Source organism: Streptomyces sp. VRA16 Mangrove soil (assembly GCF_017377775.1).
GTDB lineage: Bacteria > Actinomycetota > Actinomycetes > Streptomycetales > Streptomycetaceae > Streptomyces.
Genome location: NZ_JAFVLN010000005.1, coordinates 144,535 through 160,152 on the forward strand (window position 1 = coordinate 144,535; position 15,618 = coordinate 160,152).

At 70.6% G+C, this 15,618-nt stretch carries 13 protein-coding genes; 10 read left to right on the forward strand and 3 right to left on the reverse strand.

Features of this window, described 5'->3' with window-relative positions:
* Nucleotides 1–86 precede the first annotated feature (86 nt).
* Complete coding sequence (locus tag J3486_RS15660; RefSeq protein ID WP_207820910.1) at nt 87–1,037, forward strand: phosphotransferase family protein; 951 nt, start codon at nt 87–89, stop codon at nt 1,035–1,037.
* A 60-nt stretch (nt 1,038–1,097) separates the two neighbouring features.
* On the opposite strand, the gene J3486_RS44695 is transcribed toward J3486_RS15660, so the two are convergent.
* Nucleotides 1,098–1,406: a DUF6192 family protein gene (locus J3486_RS44695; protein WP_207820911.1), complete on the reverse strand. Its 309-nt coding sequence runs from the start codon at nt 1,404–1,406 to the stop codon at nt 1,098–1,100.
* 428 nt (nt 1,407–1,834) lie between these two features.
* Entirely contained in the window at nt 1,835–2,272 is a 438-nt protein-coding gene (locus tag J3486_RS15670; protein WP_207820912.1) for a universal stress protein, read from the reverse strand.
* A gap of 331 nt (nt 2,273–2,603) precedes the next feature.
* Between J3486_RS15670 and J3486_RS15675 the strand changes: the two genes are divergently transcribed.
* The 7 genes from J3486_RS15675 (at nt 2,604) to J3486_RS15705 (ending at nt 10,884) form a co-directional block, all read left to right on the forward strand.
* A complete protein-coding gene (locus J3486_RS15675; RefSeq protein ID WP_207820913.1) occupies nt 2,604–3,068 on the forward strand; it encodes an SsgA family sporulation/cell division regulator in 465 nt (154 codons plus the stop codon).
* Nucleotides 3,069–3,147: 79 nt separating this feature from the next.
* Nucleotides 3,148–4,230, forward strand: coding sequence for an LLM class flavin-dependent oxidoreductase (locus tag J3486_RS15680; RefSeq protein ID WP_207820914.1), 1,083 nt, complete (start codon nt 3,148–3,150; stop codon nt 4,228–4,230).
* Between the two features lie 2 nt (nt 4,231–4,232).
* The gene (locus J3486_RS15685; RefSeq protein WP_207820915.1) at nt 4,233–4,889 is read left to right on the forward strand and encodes a CE1759 family FMN reductase; all 657 of its coding nucleotides are present in this window, start codon (nt 4,233–4,235) and stop codon (nt 4,887–4,889) included.
* A 94-nt stretch (nt 4,890–4,983) separates the two neighbouring features.
* Nucleotides 4,984–6,345, forward strand: a complete 1,362-nt coding sequence (locus tag J3486_RS15690) for an NAD(P)/FAD-dependent oxidoreductase (RefSeq protein ID WP_207820916.1) — start codon at nt 4,984–4,986, stop codon at nt 6,343–6,345.
* A 643-nt stretch (nt 6,346–6,988) separates the two neighbouring features.
* A complete protein-coding gene (locus J3486_RS15695) occupies nt 6,989–9,292 on the forward strand; it encodes a helix-turn-helix domain-containing protein (protein WP_267878197.1) in 2,304 nt (767 codons plus the stop codon).
* 7 nt (nt 9,293–9,299) lie between these two features.
* Nucleotides 9,300–10,223 carry a sigma-70 family RNA polymerase sigma factor gene (locus J3486_RS15700; RefSeq protein ID WP_207820918.1) on the forward strand — a complete coding sequence of 308 codons (924 nt, stop codon included), beginning with the start codon at nt 9,300–9,302 and terminating at the stop codon, nt 10,221–10,223.
* Between the two features lie 97 nt (nt 10,224–10,320).
* The gene (locus tag J3486_RS15705) at nt 10,321–10,884 is read left to right on the forward strand and encodes a dihydrofolate reductase family protein (RefSeq protein ID WP_207820919.1); all 564 of its coding nucleotides are present in this window, start codon (nt 10,321–10,323) and stop codon (nt 10,882–10,884) included.
* 79 nt (nt 10,885–10,963) lie between these two features.
* Here the strand turns inward: J3486_RS15705 and J3486_RS15710 are convergent, their stop codons facing one another.
* A complete protein-coding gene (locus J3486_RS15710) occupies nt 10,964–11,491 on the reverse strand; it encodes a hypothetical protein (RefSeq protein WP_229378082.1) in 528 nt (175 codons plus the stop codon).
* Between the two features lie 95 nt (nt 11,492–11,586).
* On the opposite strand from J3486_RS15710, the gene J3486_RS15715 reads away from it, so the two are divergent.
* Together J3486_RS15715 and J3486_RS15720 are read left to right on the forward strand one after the other, a co-directional pair.
* Nucleotides 11,587–12,003: a hypothetical protein gene (locus J3486_RS15715; RefSeq protein WP_207820920.1), complete on the forward strand. Its 417-nt coding sequence runs from the start codon at nt 11,587–11,589 to the stop codon at nt 12,001–12,003.
* Nucleotides 12,004–12,103: 100 nt separating this feature from the next.
* Nucleotides 12,104–15,565, forward strand: a complete 3,462-nt coding sequence (locus tag J3486_RS15720) for an AAA family ATPase (RefSeq protein ID WP_207820921.1) — start codon at nt 12,104–12,106, stop codon at nt 15,563–15,565.
* Nucleotides 15,566–15,618 lie beyond the last annotated feature (53 nt).

A 15,618-nucleotide genomic window follows, 5' to 3' on the forward strand; every position in this document is an offset into this window, starting at 1 on the left:
CTCACCCTCGACAGACCTGACTGGCCCCGAAACACCTCCCGTAATGGAAGTGCACGAGACGCGTTGGGCAGGATGTACTGCAGCCCATGGCGGAATACCTTCAACGGCACAGTGATGACTGGCTGGCGTACTTTGCCGCGCGGGGCCACCGCGCCCCGCAACCGCTGGCCGCAGGTGTCGAAGGCGCGGTCTATCGACTTGACGAGGGCTTGGTGGCCAAGGTGTGGAGCGGGCGGCCGCCAACTGATTTCCGGCTGTTCCGTGAGGTTTACGAGGACATCGCCGCACACCCGCTGCCTTTTGCCACTCCGCAGATCCTCGCCTCCGAGGAGCGTGGCGGCGTGCTTGTCACCTACGAGCGCGAGCTGCCTGGGGCGCCGCTGCGCCGCGAGGCCGGGAACACGCCCCCGGCCCGGGACCTGCCAGCGCACGAGACCGACGCCCTGCTCACTGTGCTGCGCGGCCTGGCGTCCGTCCCGGGATCACCCGCAATGCGGCGGCTGACCGTCCAAGGCGACGACCGCCCGCTGTGGCACGGTCACACCCGCTTCCCCGACGCCCTCGCCGCTCTGGTCGAGCGTGCCACCCGCCGGCATGGGGACGTCCTCGCCGCGGCGGTACCCGGGTGGGCCGTGGCAGCCGAGCGGGTCACCGAGCTGTTGCGAGCCCTGCCGGACACGCGCGTCACCGCCGTCCACGGCGATTTGGTTCCGCCCAACGTCCACGTCGACGACGCCGCAGTCCCAGTGGCGGTCCTGGACTTCGGATTCTTCACCACGGCCGGCGACCCGGCGTTCGATGCGGCGGTGACGGCGGCGATCTGGGACATGTACGGACCAGACGCGGAGCACCACACAGCGGAGCTGACCAGCCTGTTCGCAACGGCACTTGGGTACGACGCAAAGGTGCTCGCGCTGTACCAGGCGGCCTATGCCCTGACCACCTACGACCTGTTCAGCCCGGACGGCAGCGACGGCCACTTCCACTGGTGCGCGGCTCTGCTGAACCGCCACACGGTTATCGACTGGACCACCTGACTGATTGATCACGACGGGTTCCACGCCTCAAGAGAGCGGACTGCCCCCGAAACGCAGAAGTCAGTACTCACCCCGGAGCAGCTGGGCGAGGCCCTCGGCCAGATCCGTCTGCCCGGTCGTCACAGCCGTCTCCATCCAGTCGGCCGTCGCCCGCAATTTCTCCAAAGTATTGCCCACCTGCGTGTGCCGGCGTTCGGAGAACTCGTGCCCTCGCAGCTTCGGCACCAGCCTCGCGGCGCCCGGGATGAAGGCCTGGCAGACCCCCATGAGATCGGCGAACTCCATATGGCGGTGCCAGTGACGTACGACCGCCACCGGATCGTTGAATGGTTCTTCTCCGTCCCCGCCACCGTGCTCCTCGGCCGCCACGACGTACAGGTCGGTCAGGGCCGTCCCGTGAAGTGGTGGCGGGTCGCGATTCGGAACGCGCGGGTATGGCCCGGAGCTTGTGCTCGCTTGCCAGGCATGCCCGGCTGCACAAGGCAGGGCCAACGTTTGAGTCCCCAAGTTGAACCGGCAGTTCGACTGGGAGCACGTGATGACTCCCACGCATGTCGGCGTGCCACCCACGGCACGGGAACCTTGGCCGGCCAGTGCGTTTCGCGCGCCGTTCCGGTCGGCCGGCCGCTCAGCTGCCGGCCAACCTCGCCGCACGGGTGGCCTCACAGGAATGAGACCACCCCCGCCCGACGAGGCGTGACCGCTCTACCGCGTCTGCCGCCTCACGATCAGCGCAGTGACCGGAGCGCCGCCAACAGTTGTGTCAGCACTCTTCACGCATTTCGGCAGCACCGCGGTCAGCGCTGCGTGTCGGCGTCATCGTCCGGAGCCAGAAGCACCGCGACGCGGCTGCTGTGCGCGACCGCGTCGCTGACCCGCGGGTTGAGGAACGCCTCGAGCGAACCGCGGTGATGCGGGCCGACGATGATGAGGTCGGCCTGCCATTCCTGCGCGGCCGAGGAGATCGTGCCGGCTATCTGCTGGGTCAGGGCATTGACGACGGTGCCCTCCGCTTCGACGCCGGTGTCGCGCAGTGCGGTGACCGCCTCGTCGAGTAGGGCCTTGGCTTCCACGTCGTCCTCCAACGTGACAACGGCCCCGAGGGTGGCGGCGGAGGCGGCGACATGCAGGACATGGACCTTCGCCCCGGTGAGCCGGGCCATGTCTCCGGCGAGGCGTACGACGGAGTGACGGGCGGGGCTGGGGTCCGCTGCGACAAGAATGCGCTGGAACATGTCGTTCTCTCTTTCGGTAAGTGCGCACCGGGGTGCGTCGGGCCGGGACGTCCAGAGACACCAGCCGGTGACGAGGTGTCCGCTGAGGCGCGGGGCCGCGCCGCCCAGGTGCCGCGATCGATCACCCACCTGAACAAACTCTCCCCACCGTCTGTTCCGCCCAGGAGCCGCCGCGGCTTTCAGGCGACGGTCCGGCATCAGCCTCCGGTGCCCTTCGAGTTCAGTAAATCCGGAGCGCCGGGCGCGGCAGAACACGGCGCGGCACCTTGTGCTCCCCCAGGCAAACGTCCGTGCGTTCCGCGGCAAAACACCGTCCCGGGCCGACCTTACGGTGAGCGAAAGAACCGCTCTTCTCAGCATTTCGGAGACCATCGTGCAACAGCGCTCCGACACCGTCACGTTCACGGCGCATGTCAGATCCCTCGACAGACCACCGATTCCCGTGCTCACGGAATTGCAGTACCGCATATCCGATCCGTACGCCGTCCGCATGTCCCTCGGTCCGCCGAGCGGACCGCGCGTTCCCTGGGTGTTCGCCCGCGAGCTCCTGTCCAACGGGTTGCAGCACGCAACGGGCAGCGGGGATGTCCTGGTGATGCCCGCGCAAGGCCACCACCCGGACGCCCTCCACGTCATCCTCAAGAACGGGCCTCGTACGGCCGTCATCGAGCTGGGGGCGACAGAGGTATCGGACTTTCTCCGGCGGACTTTCTCGCTGGTTCCCGCCGGAACGGAAAGCGCGCACTTGAACTGGGACGGCATCACTTCTCTCTTCGGGCCGATCCCCCGCCCCTGATTCTCTTCCCCCCACCGTGCACGAACAAAGCTTGCTTCCGCGTGCGCGAACTCCAAGTGTTCAACGAAAGGACTCAGTCATGCAGTTCGGGATCTTCACCGTCGGTGATGTCACGGTCGACCCGACGACCGGTCGTGCCCCCAGTGAGCACGAGCGGATCAAGGCGATGCTCGCCATCGCGCAGAAGGCGGAGGAGGTCGGTCTGGACGTCTTCGCGACCGGTGAGCACCACAACCCGCCGTTCGTGCCGTCCTCGCCGACGACGATGCTCGGCTACATCGCCGCCCGCACCGAGAACCTGATCCTGTCCACGTCCACGACGCTGATCACGACCAATGACCCGGTGAAGATCGCCGAGGACTTCGCGATGCTGCAGCACGTCGCGGACGGCCGGGTCGACGTGATGATGGGCCGCGGCAACACCGGGCCGGTCTATCCGTGGTTCGGCAAGGACGTCCGCGACGGCATCGACCTGGCCATCGAGAACTACGCGCTGCTGCGCCGGCTGTGGGACGAGGACGTGGTGACCTGGAAGGGCAAGTTCCGCACCCCGCTGCAGTCCTTCACCTCCACGCCACGGCCGCTGGACGGGGTGGCGCCGTTCGTCTGGCACGGCTCCATCCGGTCCCCGGAGATCGCCGAGCAGGCCGCGTACTACGGCGACGGCTTCTTCCACAACAACATCTTCTGGCCCGCCAGCCACACCCAGCAGATGGTGAACCTGTACCGCCAGCGCTACGCCCACTACGGGCACGGCACCCCCGAGCAGGCCATCGTCGGCCTGGGCGGGCAGGTGTTCATGCGCAAGAACTCGCAGGACGCGGTGCGCGAGTTCCGCCCCTACTTCGACAACGCGCCGGTCTACGGCCACGGCCCCTCGCTGGAGGAGTTCACCCGCGAGACCCCGCTGACCGTCGGCTCCCCGCAACAGGTCATCGAGCGGACCCTGTCCTTCCGTGACGTCGTGGGCGACTACCAGCGCCAGCTGTTCCTGATGGACCACGCGGGCCTGCCGCTCAAGACCGTCCTGGAACAGCTCGACCTGCTGGGCGAACAGGTCGTGCCGGTGCTGCGCAAGGAGTTCGCCAACCTCAAGCCGGCCACCGTGCCGGACGCCCCGACCCACGCCGCCCGGGTCGCGGCCGCCCAGGAGGCGAAGTAGAGATGAAGCTCGTCGTCGTGTCCGCGGGGCTGAGCTCCCCGTCGTCGACCCGGCTGCTCGCCGACCGGCTCGCCGCGGCGACCGTGGCGCGGGTGGACGCCGAGGTGCAGGTGATCGAGCTGCGCGACCACGCCACCGAGATCGCCCAGCACTTCGTCACCGGGTTCCCGCCCGCCCGGCTCGCCGCCGCGCTCGACGCGGTGGCGGCCGCGGACGGCCTGATCGCCGTCTCGCCGGTGTTCTCGGCCTCGTACAGCGGACTGTTCAAGTCGTTCTTCGACCTGATCGACAAGGACGCCCTGACCGGCAAGCCGGTGCTGCTCGGCGCGACCGGCGGCACCGCCCGCCACTCCCTGGTCACCGAACACGCTCTGCGTCCCCTGTTCACCTACCTGCGCGCCCTCGCCCTGCCCACCGCCGTCTACGCGGCGTCCGAGGACTGGGGCGAGGACGGCCTCGCCCACCGCATCACCCGCGCCGGCGACGAACTGGCCCGCTTCGTAAAGCCCTCCGAGGCACCCGATGTGGACACCACGGCCGCGATCGCGCCGCCCCGCTCATCGACCGGTGCCATCACCTCGGTCGACCCCAAGGACGGCTTCGGCGCGAACCTCGTCCCCTTCGAGCAGCGGCTCGCGGCGCTACGGCCCGACGAGTAGCCGCACCCCAGAGGGCACCGGCGCAGCCGCCTGCCCCTCTGCGGCCCGCCCGCCGCGGCAGCCATGACGACGACTACAAGGAGCGACAGTACGTATGAACGAGCAAGTGGATGTGGTGGTCCTCGGTCTGGGGCCGGGCGGCGAGTACGTCGCAGGCACCCTGGCCGAGGCCGGTCTGGACGTCGTCGGCGTGGAGGCCGGCCTGGTCGGTGGCGAGTGCCCGTACTGGGCGTGTGTGCCCACCAAGATGATGGTCAGGGCTGGCAACCTCCTCGCCGAGGCCGGCCGGATACCGGAGTTGGCCGGCGAGGCGACCGTGAGCGCCGACTGGGGCAAGGTCTCCAGGCGTATCCGTGACGAGGCGACCGCCGGCTGGACCGACCGCGCGGCCGTGGAGCGGCTGACGGCAAAGGGCTGCCGGCTCGTACGCGGCACGGGGCGCCTGGCCGGGCCACGTCGCGTGGCCGTGGGCGAGAGGGTCTACGAGGCCCGGCGGGGTGTCGTGCTGGCCTGCGGCACCCGTCCGGTCATACCGCCGGTGCCGGGGCTCGCGCAGACGCCGTACTGGACGAACCGGGAGGCCACGGCGGCCGAGGAACTTCCGGCGTCCATGATCGTGCTCGGCGGCGGCGCCGTCGGGGTGGAACTGGCTCAGGTCTTCGCCCGGTTCCGCTGCCACGTCACGGTGATCGAGGGGCAGGAGCGGCTGCTGGCGCATGAGGAGCCGGAGGCCGGCGAGCTGGCGGCGCAGGCCCTGCGGGCGGACGGCGTTCGGGTGCTCACCGGTGTCCGGGCCCGCGAGGTGACCCATGACGGCACCGTGTTCGCCGTCCGGACCGACGACGACAGCGCGCCGCTTCTGGCCGAGCGGCTGCTCGTCGCGACCGGGCGCCGTGCCGACCTGGCCGCAGTGGGGGTGAACACCGTGGGGGTCGACGCCACGGCTCCGGCGGTTCCCACGGACGGACGGTTGCGTGTGGCGGACGGGCTGTGGGCCGTGGGCGACATCACGGGGCGGGGTGCGTTCACCCATGTGTCGATGTATCAGGCCGAGATCGCGGTCCGGGACATCCTGGGACAGGACGGGCCTGACGCCGACTACCGGGCGCTGCCCCGGGTGACGTTCACCGATCCCGAGATCGGAGCCGTGGGTCTGACGGAGAGACAGGCGCGGGACGCGGGACTGCGGGTACGCACCGGCCTGTTGCCGCTCTCCGCCTCCACGCGCGGCTGGATCCACGGCCCGGGCAATGAGGGCTTCATCAAGCTCGTCGAGGACGCCGACCGCGGCGTGCTGGTGGGGGCCACGTCGGCGGGCCCGGCCGGTGGTGAGGTCTTGTACGGGCTGAACGTCGCCGTCCACGCCGAGGTGCCGGTGGAACGGCTGCGGGGAATGATCTACACCTATCCCACCTTCCACCGCACGGTCGGGGCGGCGCTGGGAGAACTCCACTGAGCCGAACGGGCCGTCGCCGCGCGGGGCCACGGAGCTCGGCGCCCATGCTCTGCTCACCGTCTCGTTCCAGTACGCCATTTTGTCCGGGTCCGGCACGGAGGCGGTTGTCAACACCAGGCTCAAGTTGCTCTCCGCTCAAGGAACAGGGCACAGGGGGGTGCGGCGGCCCGTGGCCGGCAGGGCCGGCCTCCTCGTCGCTCGGGCCCTGAACTCACCGTGGCTGTCTGCCGTTTCAGCGGGGGGACGGAGCCCAGGCGGACGTCGGGAGGAACTGCCCCGTGCGAATGGCCGGTCCGGGGACACGGGTGGAGGGCGTGGGTGGAGGGCGTGGGGGCGCGGGACGGAGTTCGCAGACGGGACGCGGAGCGCAGCGGGCACACGGACCTCTTCGTCCCGGGCCGGGCCGCGCTCGAGGCCCGGCCGGAACGGGAGCTAGTATGCGACCTGCGGTTATCGAACATTCTTCGCGCATCCGCTCATATTCTTGACCTTTGCGGCGAACGTCCTTCCCGCCTGGAAACGGCGGCGCTGCTGTCGGCCGACGGCCACGCCGTTGTCCCGGAACGGGGCGATCGCGGGCCGGTCGGCCGACGCCGTTGTGATGGGCGAGGGGCCGTGTGGGATCACGGTCCGGGCAGGGGGCATGGTGTCGGAACAGGTGCCGTTCGGTTCTGTTCTTCGTGAGATGCGGCAGCGGAGCCGACTTTCGATCGAGAAGCTGGCCGAGGCGTCCGGGGTGAGTGTCCGGGCGATCGGCGACATGGAGCGGGGACGGAGCCGGGTTCCGCAGCGGCGTACCGTGGCGGCGCTGACAACCGCGCTGGGACTGACGGTCACGGAGCAGGAGGCGCTGCTCGCGGCCGCGAGAGCCGGCCGGGCCGTGCCGACGGACGCCATGACCGCACCGGCGCGCCGGCTCGAGGACTTCACGGGGCGCGGTTCGGAACTCGCCCGGTTGAAAGCGGCTGCCGAGCAGGCGCGTTCGGGGGCGGGTTCGTCGGTGACGGTCGTGTCGGGACCGCCGGGGTGCGGAAAGACCACGCTGGTGGGCAAGGCGGCGGCGGACCTGGCCGACGCGTTCCCCGACGGATGCTTCACGGTGGACCTCCACGGGGTGGACGCCCCCATGGATACGGCCGAGGCCCTGCTCAAGCTGCTGAAGGCCCTGGGGGTACCGGATCGCCAACTGGCGCAGGAGGACACGCAGGGCCGGGCGGGCCTGCTGCGGGCGCTCCTTGCCGAGCGTCGGTGTCTGGTGGTCCTGGACAACGCGCGGGACGAGGCGCAGGTGCGTGAGCTGCTGCCCGGCGTCTGCCGCACTCTCGTACTGATCACCAGTCGGCGCCCGCTGACGGGCCTTGAGGACGTCGACCGTCTGCCGCTGTCGGAGATGACGGAGGGTGAGGCGGTCGCACTGCTGCGGCGGATCATCGGCCCCGAGCGAGCGGACAGGGACGCCGAAGCCGTCACGCGGGTGGCGGAGCTGTGCGGATACCTTCCCCTGGCGCTGCGGGTCGCGGGCAACTGGCTGGCCACTCGGTCCGGATGGGACGTGGACGTACTGGTCCAGCGCCTGGCCGACGAAGAGCGCCGGCTGCGCAGGCTCGCCGACGGGGACGTGCGGGTGGAGGCGGCGTTCGAGCTGTCCTACCGGCAGTTGACCGACCAGGCGGCCCGGATGCTGCGGCTGCTCGGCCTGGTTCCCGTCGCGGACATGACCGCCGCCTACGGTGCCGCTCTGACCGACACCGACGTCTTCGACGCCGAGGACGTCATGGAGGAGCTGATCGAGGCCGGGCTGCTTCAGGCCGCCTTCACCGGCCGCTACCAACTCCACGACCTTCTGCGGCTCTTCGCGCGGGACCGCCTCTCCCGTGAAGAGACACCCGACGCACGGCAGGCAGCGGAGGACCGGCTGCGTACCTGGCTGCTCGACACCGCCACCGTCGCCGGTCAACGGCTCTCGCCCGAACACGCCGTGCCACCGTCCCTGGCGCGGAACGGCAACGCCCTGGTCCGCCTGGACAGCCCCGAAGACGCCCGCGCGTGGCTGGACTCCGAGGCCACCGCCTGGCTCGCGGCACTGCGCGACGCGGCTGCCCTTGGTGACCACATCCGGATCGTGGAGACCGTCCGGGCCATGACTCGGTTCGCCGACCTGTGCGCGTTCTGGGGCCACTGGACCGAGGTCTACCGCCTGTCCAGCGAGGCCGCGGCCGCACTCGGCGACCCGGGTCCGCATGCCTTCCACCTCAACCAGCACTCCTGGGCACTGAGCTTCGAGGGGCGCTACCGCGAGGCCGTCGAACGGGCCGACGAGGCGTGGGAGTGCGCCCGTCGCGCCCAGGACCTCTCCCAGCAGGCCCGGGCGCTGTTCCATGCGTCATGGCCGCACGGACGACTCGGCGAGACCCAGGAGCGTTTCGACAAGCTCCGCGCCGCCGCGGACCTGTACGAAGCCGCCGGTGATCACGACGGCTGGGTCGCGGCCATGACGGGATACCGGTCATGTCTGCGGGAACTCGGCCGGGCCGAGGAGTCCATGGCTCTGCATGAGCGCATCCTCGCCTTCCTGGACGCACCGGACTGCCGCATCAACGGGTACGTGATCAAGATCCACCGTGCCCGCGCGATCGGCGGACTCGGCCGCGACCACGCAGCTCTGGGGCAGTGGCAGGAGGCCGTCGACCACATACGCACGGGCCTGCTGCAGCTGCAGCAGATCGGCATCCCCGGCATGGAGGCCGAGACCTTGGTGGAACTGGGCAAGGCCCTGACCGAACGGAAGGACATCGAGGCGGCTCGCGACTGCTACCGCCAGGTCCTGGCCCTCGGTGACGCGGCGGGCAGCCACGAACTGAAGGCCGCGCAGGCCCTGCTGGGCTCGCTCCCCGCAGCTGATCCGGCTGCCCCACGGCCTGGGGTGGAGGCCGGGCGTACGGCATGATGGGTCGGTGGACTTCGAGGAATTCGCGTCGTACCGGGGTGAGTTGCTCGCGTTCTGCTACCGGATGCTGGGCTCGTTCCACGAGGCCGAGGATGTGGTCCAGGAGACGCTGTTGCGTGCTTGGAAGGCCCGGGACCGGTACGACCCGGCGCGTGCGGCCGTGCGGACGTGGTTGTACCGGATCGCGACGAACGCGTGCCTGACCGCGCTGGAGGGCCGCGGGCGGCGTCCGCTGCCGTCCGGGCTGGGTGCACCGAGCGACGATCCCGCGGCCGCGCTGACACCGCTGCTGGATGTGCCGTGGCTGGAGCCGTTCCCCGATGCCCGGTCGGACGTCCAGGCTCGGGTCGATCTGGGCCTGGCGTGGGTGGCGGCGGTGCAGGTGCTGCCGGCGCGGCAGCGCGCCGTTCTGGTGCTTCGGGAGGTGCTGGGGTTCACCGCGGCCGAGGTCGCCGGGCAGCTGGCGATGTCGGTGGCGGCGGTCAACAGCGCGTTGCAGCGTGCGCGTGCCGCTGTCGCGGGGGTGGGCGGCCCTGACGCGGTGCGGGAGCCGGACGATCCCGAGGTGCGGGCCGTGGTGCGACGGTACGCGCGGGCGTTCGAGGCTGCCGACGTGCCCGCATTGGTGCGGCTGCTGACGGAGGACGCGGTCCTGGAGATGCCGCCGGTCCCGCTGTGGTTCCGGGGCAGCGCCGACTACGGCCGGTTCATGGAGCGCGTCTTCCGGATGCGCGGCACCGGCTGGGCCGTGCGGGAGGTCACGGCGAACGGGCAGCCCGCGCTGGCGGCGTACGCGCCACAGGCCGGCGGAGGGCACTGGCTGCACACCCTTCAGGTGCTGACCGTCACCGGCGGCCTGGTCGCGCACAACGTGGTCTTCGCCGATCCCGGCGTCTTCGACGCCTTCGACCTGCCGCGACAGTTGCCCTAGGGGAATCCTCAAGAAAACTTCGCGCCCAGCGATGAGTCGGGCGGGGGCCGCCGGTATGTACCGGTGAGCACTCGACCTGAACGAGAGGAACATCGCTGTGAGCATCATCGTGATCGGGTTCGTCACCCTGGACGGGATCGTGTCCGACCCCACCGGTTCGGAGGGAACCCCACGGGGCGGCTGGGCACTGCGGCACGGCCGTGAAGTCATCGACGGGGACAAGTTCCGGCTCGGCCGCACGCTGGACGAGGGCGTGCTGCTGTTCGGGCGCGAGACCTGGCAGATCTTCTCCCGCCTGTGGCCCGGACGTGAGGGGCAGTTCGCCGCGCGCATGAACGCCGCCCCGAAACTGGTCGCCTCGCGCACACTGAACGCCACGGACACCGCGGCGTGGGCGAACTCCGAGCTCCTGGACAGCGACGTCGTCGACACCGTCAAGCAGGAATCCCGCGATGTGATCGTCATCGGCAGCCTCAGCATCGTGCACCAGCTCATGGCCGAGGACCTGATCGACGAGTACCGGCTGCTGACCTTCCCCACCGTCCTGGGCACCGGCGACCGGCTCTTCCCCGACGGCGCGCTGCACGGGGAGCTGGAATGCCTGTCGGCAGAGCAAGCCGGACCCGTCGTTCTCAGCCGCTATCGCAGGGCCACCGCATGACCGCGCAGGTCGTCCTGAGCAGCCGCGGCCAAGGGCCGGACGAGCAACCCGGGAACCCGACCGGCAGACCGCCGACCACCTAATGTCCGAGCCGGTCCACGTTCCACTCCCTCGGCAGGGCCTCGTCACAGAAGACGCAGACGAAGTCCTGTTCGCGCACGATGCTGAGCTGCCGGCAGGAGGGGCAGCGCCGGAACAGCACCTCGTGCGTGAAGCCGGGCCGGCGAGCGATCCCGGCCCGGTCCAATGCCTCGGCGACGGCGGGCCACGAGCCGGCGTCCGGGCAGTAGCCGGTCGAGTGATTACTCACCTCGTCGATCGCCCACTGCCCGGACTCCTTGCGGAAGCTGATCTCGCCGACGCCCAGGACCGCTTGTCCACCGGCACACACCACGTGCTCGCGGCGGCGCGGCGAGAGACGCAGGATCCCGGTGCGATCGACGACGAAGGTGAAGGGCTCGGCCAGCTCCTCCGCCGTGCGAGCCGAGATCCGCTCGTCGAAGTCCGCCGCCGAACGTATGCCCTGTCCCTCGCGGTCGGGCCGGACGAGTTCCCTCAACTCGGCCGGCCCGACGTAGCGGTAGCTCCACCCGCGGGGCATGGTCATGCCCGTCAGCCTAGGCCCGCCCACGGTGAACAGCATCGGCTATATCCAGTGCCGCATCAGGCGTCGTTCGCCTCGTCGATGGCTACCCTGAGGACGTGGCCGATGAGCAGGACAGTGGGAGCGACTCGATCCAACACCCCTCGTGGGAACGCCCGGTGGTGGCCACCATCGCGCTGGAACTGGCCGGCCTCGCTGTCTGCGGGCTGATCGCTCTGGCGGGGTGGCCGTTCGGGTGGCGGCCCGACACCGATCTCGTCGGCTTCGTGACGGTCCTGATCGCCATCGGGCCTGCGGCCGAGTTGTACAGCGGGGCGCCCCCGCCGCGTCGGCTTGCCGTTGCCGCCGGCCTCGTTGCGCTGGCAACGGTGACACTGCTCGTGACCGCAGCAGTGAACTGGGCCTTCCCCACGCCGGCTGATCCGGGCGTCGGTATCCTCGCCGGCTACCTGGTTGCGCTGCCTGTCGGCGTGGCTGTGTTGGCTTGGTTCCTCACCAGGGCGAACGCCGCCTGATACGGCACTGGTTCCGCGCCGAAGCCGCAGTGCGCCGCGGCCGGCAGTACCCGATGCCCCACACCGACAGCCCGGACCGTGCCAGATAGGTTGTCGATCCATGGACCGACGCGCATTCAAGCTCGTTGCCGACGTACTGCTCATGCTGGTCGGATCCCTCTTGGGCATCGCCACCAACTACGCCACCGGGCAGGCGGACCATGTCCCCTTGCCGCTGCGGCTGTTGAGGGACTGGTCGGTGCCCTTGATCGGTGTCGCACTGGTGCTGCTCGTCGCGGTCCAGACGGCGTCGCACTTCCTCGACCGGCCGGCTCCGATACGTCGCGCATGGGACCGGGAGCAACCTCCGTATCCGGGGCTCGAAGCCTTCACGGAGGACGATGCGGCCGTCTTCTTCGGGCGGGATCGTGACATCGTCGACCTGGTCAGGCGGTTGCACCCGGCGGTGCCGGGACGGGCCCAGCGGTTCGTGACGGTCGTCGGGCCCTCCGGCAGCGGAAAGTCGTCACTGGTGCGCGCAGGTCTGCTGCCGACGCTGGCCCGGCGTCGGGGCCGATGGACGGTGGCGGCGCCCTTCACACCGGGCGCGGATCCGGTCGGTTCCCTGCGCCGGTGTCGGCCCCAACCGGGTGGCGTGCGACCGGCCTTGATCGTGATCGATCAGTTGGAGGAACTGCTCACGAGGTGCGGCCGCGAGGAACGGGAGGAGTTCCTGACCGCCGTACGCGAGGCGTTGCACCGTGATCCACGGTTGTGGGTCGTGGCCACCTTGCGCTCGGACTTCCTCACCGGGTTCCTGGAGTCCGGCTTCGCCGATCTGGTGCGCGAGCCGACCCTCATCGGCTCGCTCGACCGGAACGCACTGCACGAGGTCATCGAAAAACCCGCCGAGCAGGCGGGGTTGACCTTCGCGCCGGGTCTCGTGGCCCGCATGGTCGACGAATGCGGGGGCGGCGACGCGCTGCCGTTGCTCGCCTACACCCTTCAAGAGCTGTACCGGCGCGCCGGAGGATCGGGGGGGTCCGTGAGCGAGGAGGCTTACCGCGCGCTCGGCGGCGTCGCCGGGGCCCTGGCCGAGCAGGCCGACCGGATCAGGGCCGAACTCGGCGACCTGCCCGTGATGGAGACGCTCCTTCGATTCGTCACCGTGGACGGCGGTGAGGCCGCCCGCCGCCGGGTCCTGCGTGCCGACCTCAACGCACAGGAGCTCGAGATCGCCGACGCGTTCGTCGCAGGACGTCTGCTGACCAGCGACGAAGGCGTACTGGACGTGGCCCACGAGGCGCTCTTCCGCCAGTGGGCGCCGCTGCGCCGGGCGGTCGCCGCACACACCGAAGAGCTGCGCCGGCGCACCGAGCTGGAGCGGTGGGGCCAGGACTGGGACCGTAGCGGACGCCAGGACGGTTACCTGCTGACCGGGGAGCGGCTGTCGCTCGCCCGGCGTTGGATGACGCGGTCCGCGCCGGCGCTCGGCACGACGCCCCTGCTCGAGGAGTTCGTGGACCGGTCGCTGCGGGCGGACCGGTCCACGCGAGAACGCGCCGCGGACGCGGTCGCCGTCCGCGTGCTCCAGCGCCTCGACAGGGAACCGGAAGCCGCGGTGCTCGCGGCTCTGGCGGCGGTCGAGGAATGCGCGGCCACCCCCGGTGCGGTGCAGGCCCTGCACACCGCCCAGAGCGCGGCGCGGCTGCGTGCGGTGTTGCGCGGCTTCGACGCCGGCGCCTCCGGCGTGGCCTGGTCACCGGACGGACTCCAGCTGGCCGTGTCCAGCGACGACGGCACGGTCCGGGTGTGGGAGCCCGGCCGGGACGCCGGGCCGGTGGTACTCGCGGGAGACGGCGCCTGGATGCAAGGAGTCGCGTGGTCCCCCGACGGACGCGCGCTCGCGGCCGCCTGCCGGGACCGCACGGTCCGCGTCTGGTCGACCGACACCTGGACCGAGTCGGCCGTCCTGCGCCACGCCCCGACGACCGGCGAGCGCGAGGAAGGAGTCGGCGGTGTGGCCTGGTCGCCCGACGGCCGTCATCTGGCGTCCGTCGGCAGCGACTCCACCGTGCGGATCTGGGACGCCGGGACCTACACCGCGTCCACGGTGTTGCGCGGGCACCGGCGCATGGTCTGGAGCGTGACCTGGTCCCCCGACGGGGCGCAGGTAGCCAGCGGCGGCGAGGACGGCAGTGTCCGGGTCTGGGACGTGCTCAGCGGCGCCGCCGTCACCGCCATCGCCGGCCGGGGCAGCATCGAGTCGGTCCGGTGGTCGCCCGACGGTCAGCAGCTCGCCTCGGCCGACGGGGACCGTAGCGTTCGCGTCTGGGACACCCGCACCTGGGAAGCAGTGCGGGTGCTGGATTCGGACGTCATCAATTCCTTGGCCTGGTCCCCCGACGGCACGCGCCTGGCCGGTGGCGATGCGGACCGCTCAGCCTATGTGTGGAACCTCATCGGGGACCGAAGTGCCCCTGCCGGAGCGGAAGTCGAGATCCGGCTCACCGGGCACGCCGACACCCTTTACGGCATCGCCTGGTCCCCCGACGGAACGCAGGTGGCGACGGCGTCCCGCGACCGTACGGCCGCCGTCTGGGACGTCTCCCGACCCGTCAGTGTTCTCGCCGACCACGACGATGCCGTCCTCCGCGTCGCCTGGTCTCCGGACGGCACCCGCATAGCGGCCACGACTCAGGACGGCTCCGTGCGGATCCGGGACGTCACCACCGGCCGTACGGAGAGGAGTTGGCCCGCCGACGGGGCGACCGACATGGCCTGGTCCCCCGATGGCGAGCGCCTGGTGATCGCCCTGCGTGAAGGGGCCGCTCTGGTGCGTCGGACGGACGGCAGCTCCGAGCGCCTCGAACTGGACGGGCACATCGAGGAGTTGTCCCACGTCACGTGGTCGGACGACGGCACCCGCATAGCCACCGGTTCCCGCGACGGGACGGCCCGCATCTGGAACGCCGCCACCGGTGCGCCCCTCCACATCCTGCGCGGCCACCAGGACTGGGTCGCCGGTACGGCCTGGTCGCCGGACGGCCGCTACCTCGCCACGTCCAGCACCGACCGCACCGCCATCGTCTGGGACAGCGCCGACGGCACCGCCGTCGCCACCCTGCACGGCCATCTGGACTACGTCTGGAAGGTCGACTGGTCCCCCGACGGCCGACGCCTCGCCACCTGCTCCCGCGACCGCACCGTCCGCCTGTGGAACCCCGTAGACGGCACGGAACTCGCCGTCCTGAACGGGCACGAGGACCGCGTCCTGAATCTTGCCTGGTCACCCGACGGAACGCGTCTCGCGTCCGTGTCCCGGGACCACACGGTCCGGCTCTGGAACCCGGACACCGCGACGCAAACCGCTGTCCTGGGCGTCCACGCGGACTGGGTGAACGGCCTCACCTGGCACCCTGACGGCACTCGACTGGCGACCGCCTCCCACGACCGGACCGTACGCCTGTGGACGCTTGCCGATCATGACGTCGACGGCCTCCTCAGACGCGCCCGAAACGGAGTCTTCCGGGAACTCACCGCCCAAGAGCGCCGCGCCTTTCTCCTCCCGGACATCCCCTGAAAAGACGGCCTGTCCGGCACCACCGCCCCGCCCGGCAGGTCGCCGAGGCCTGC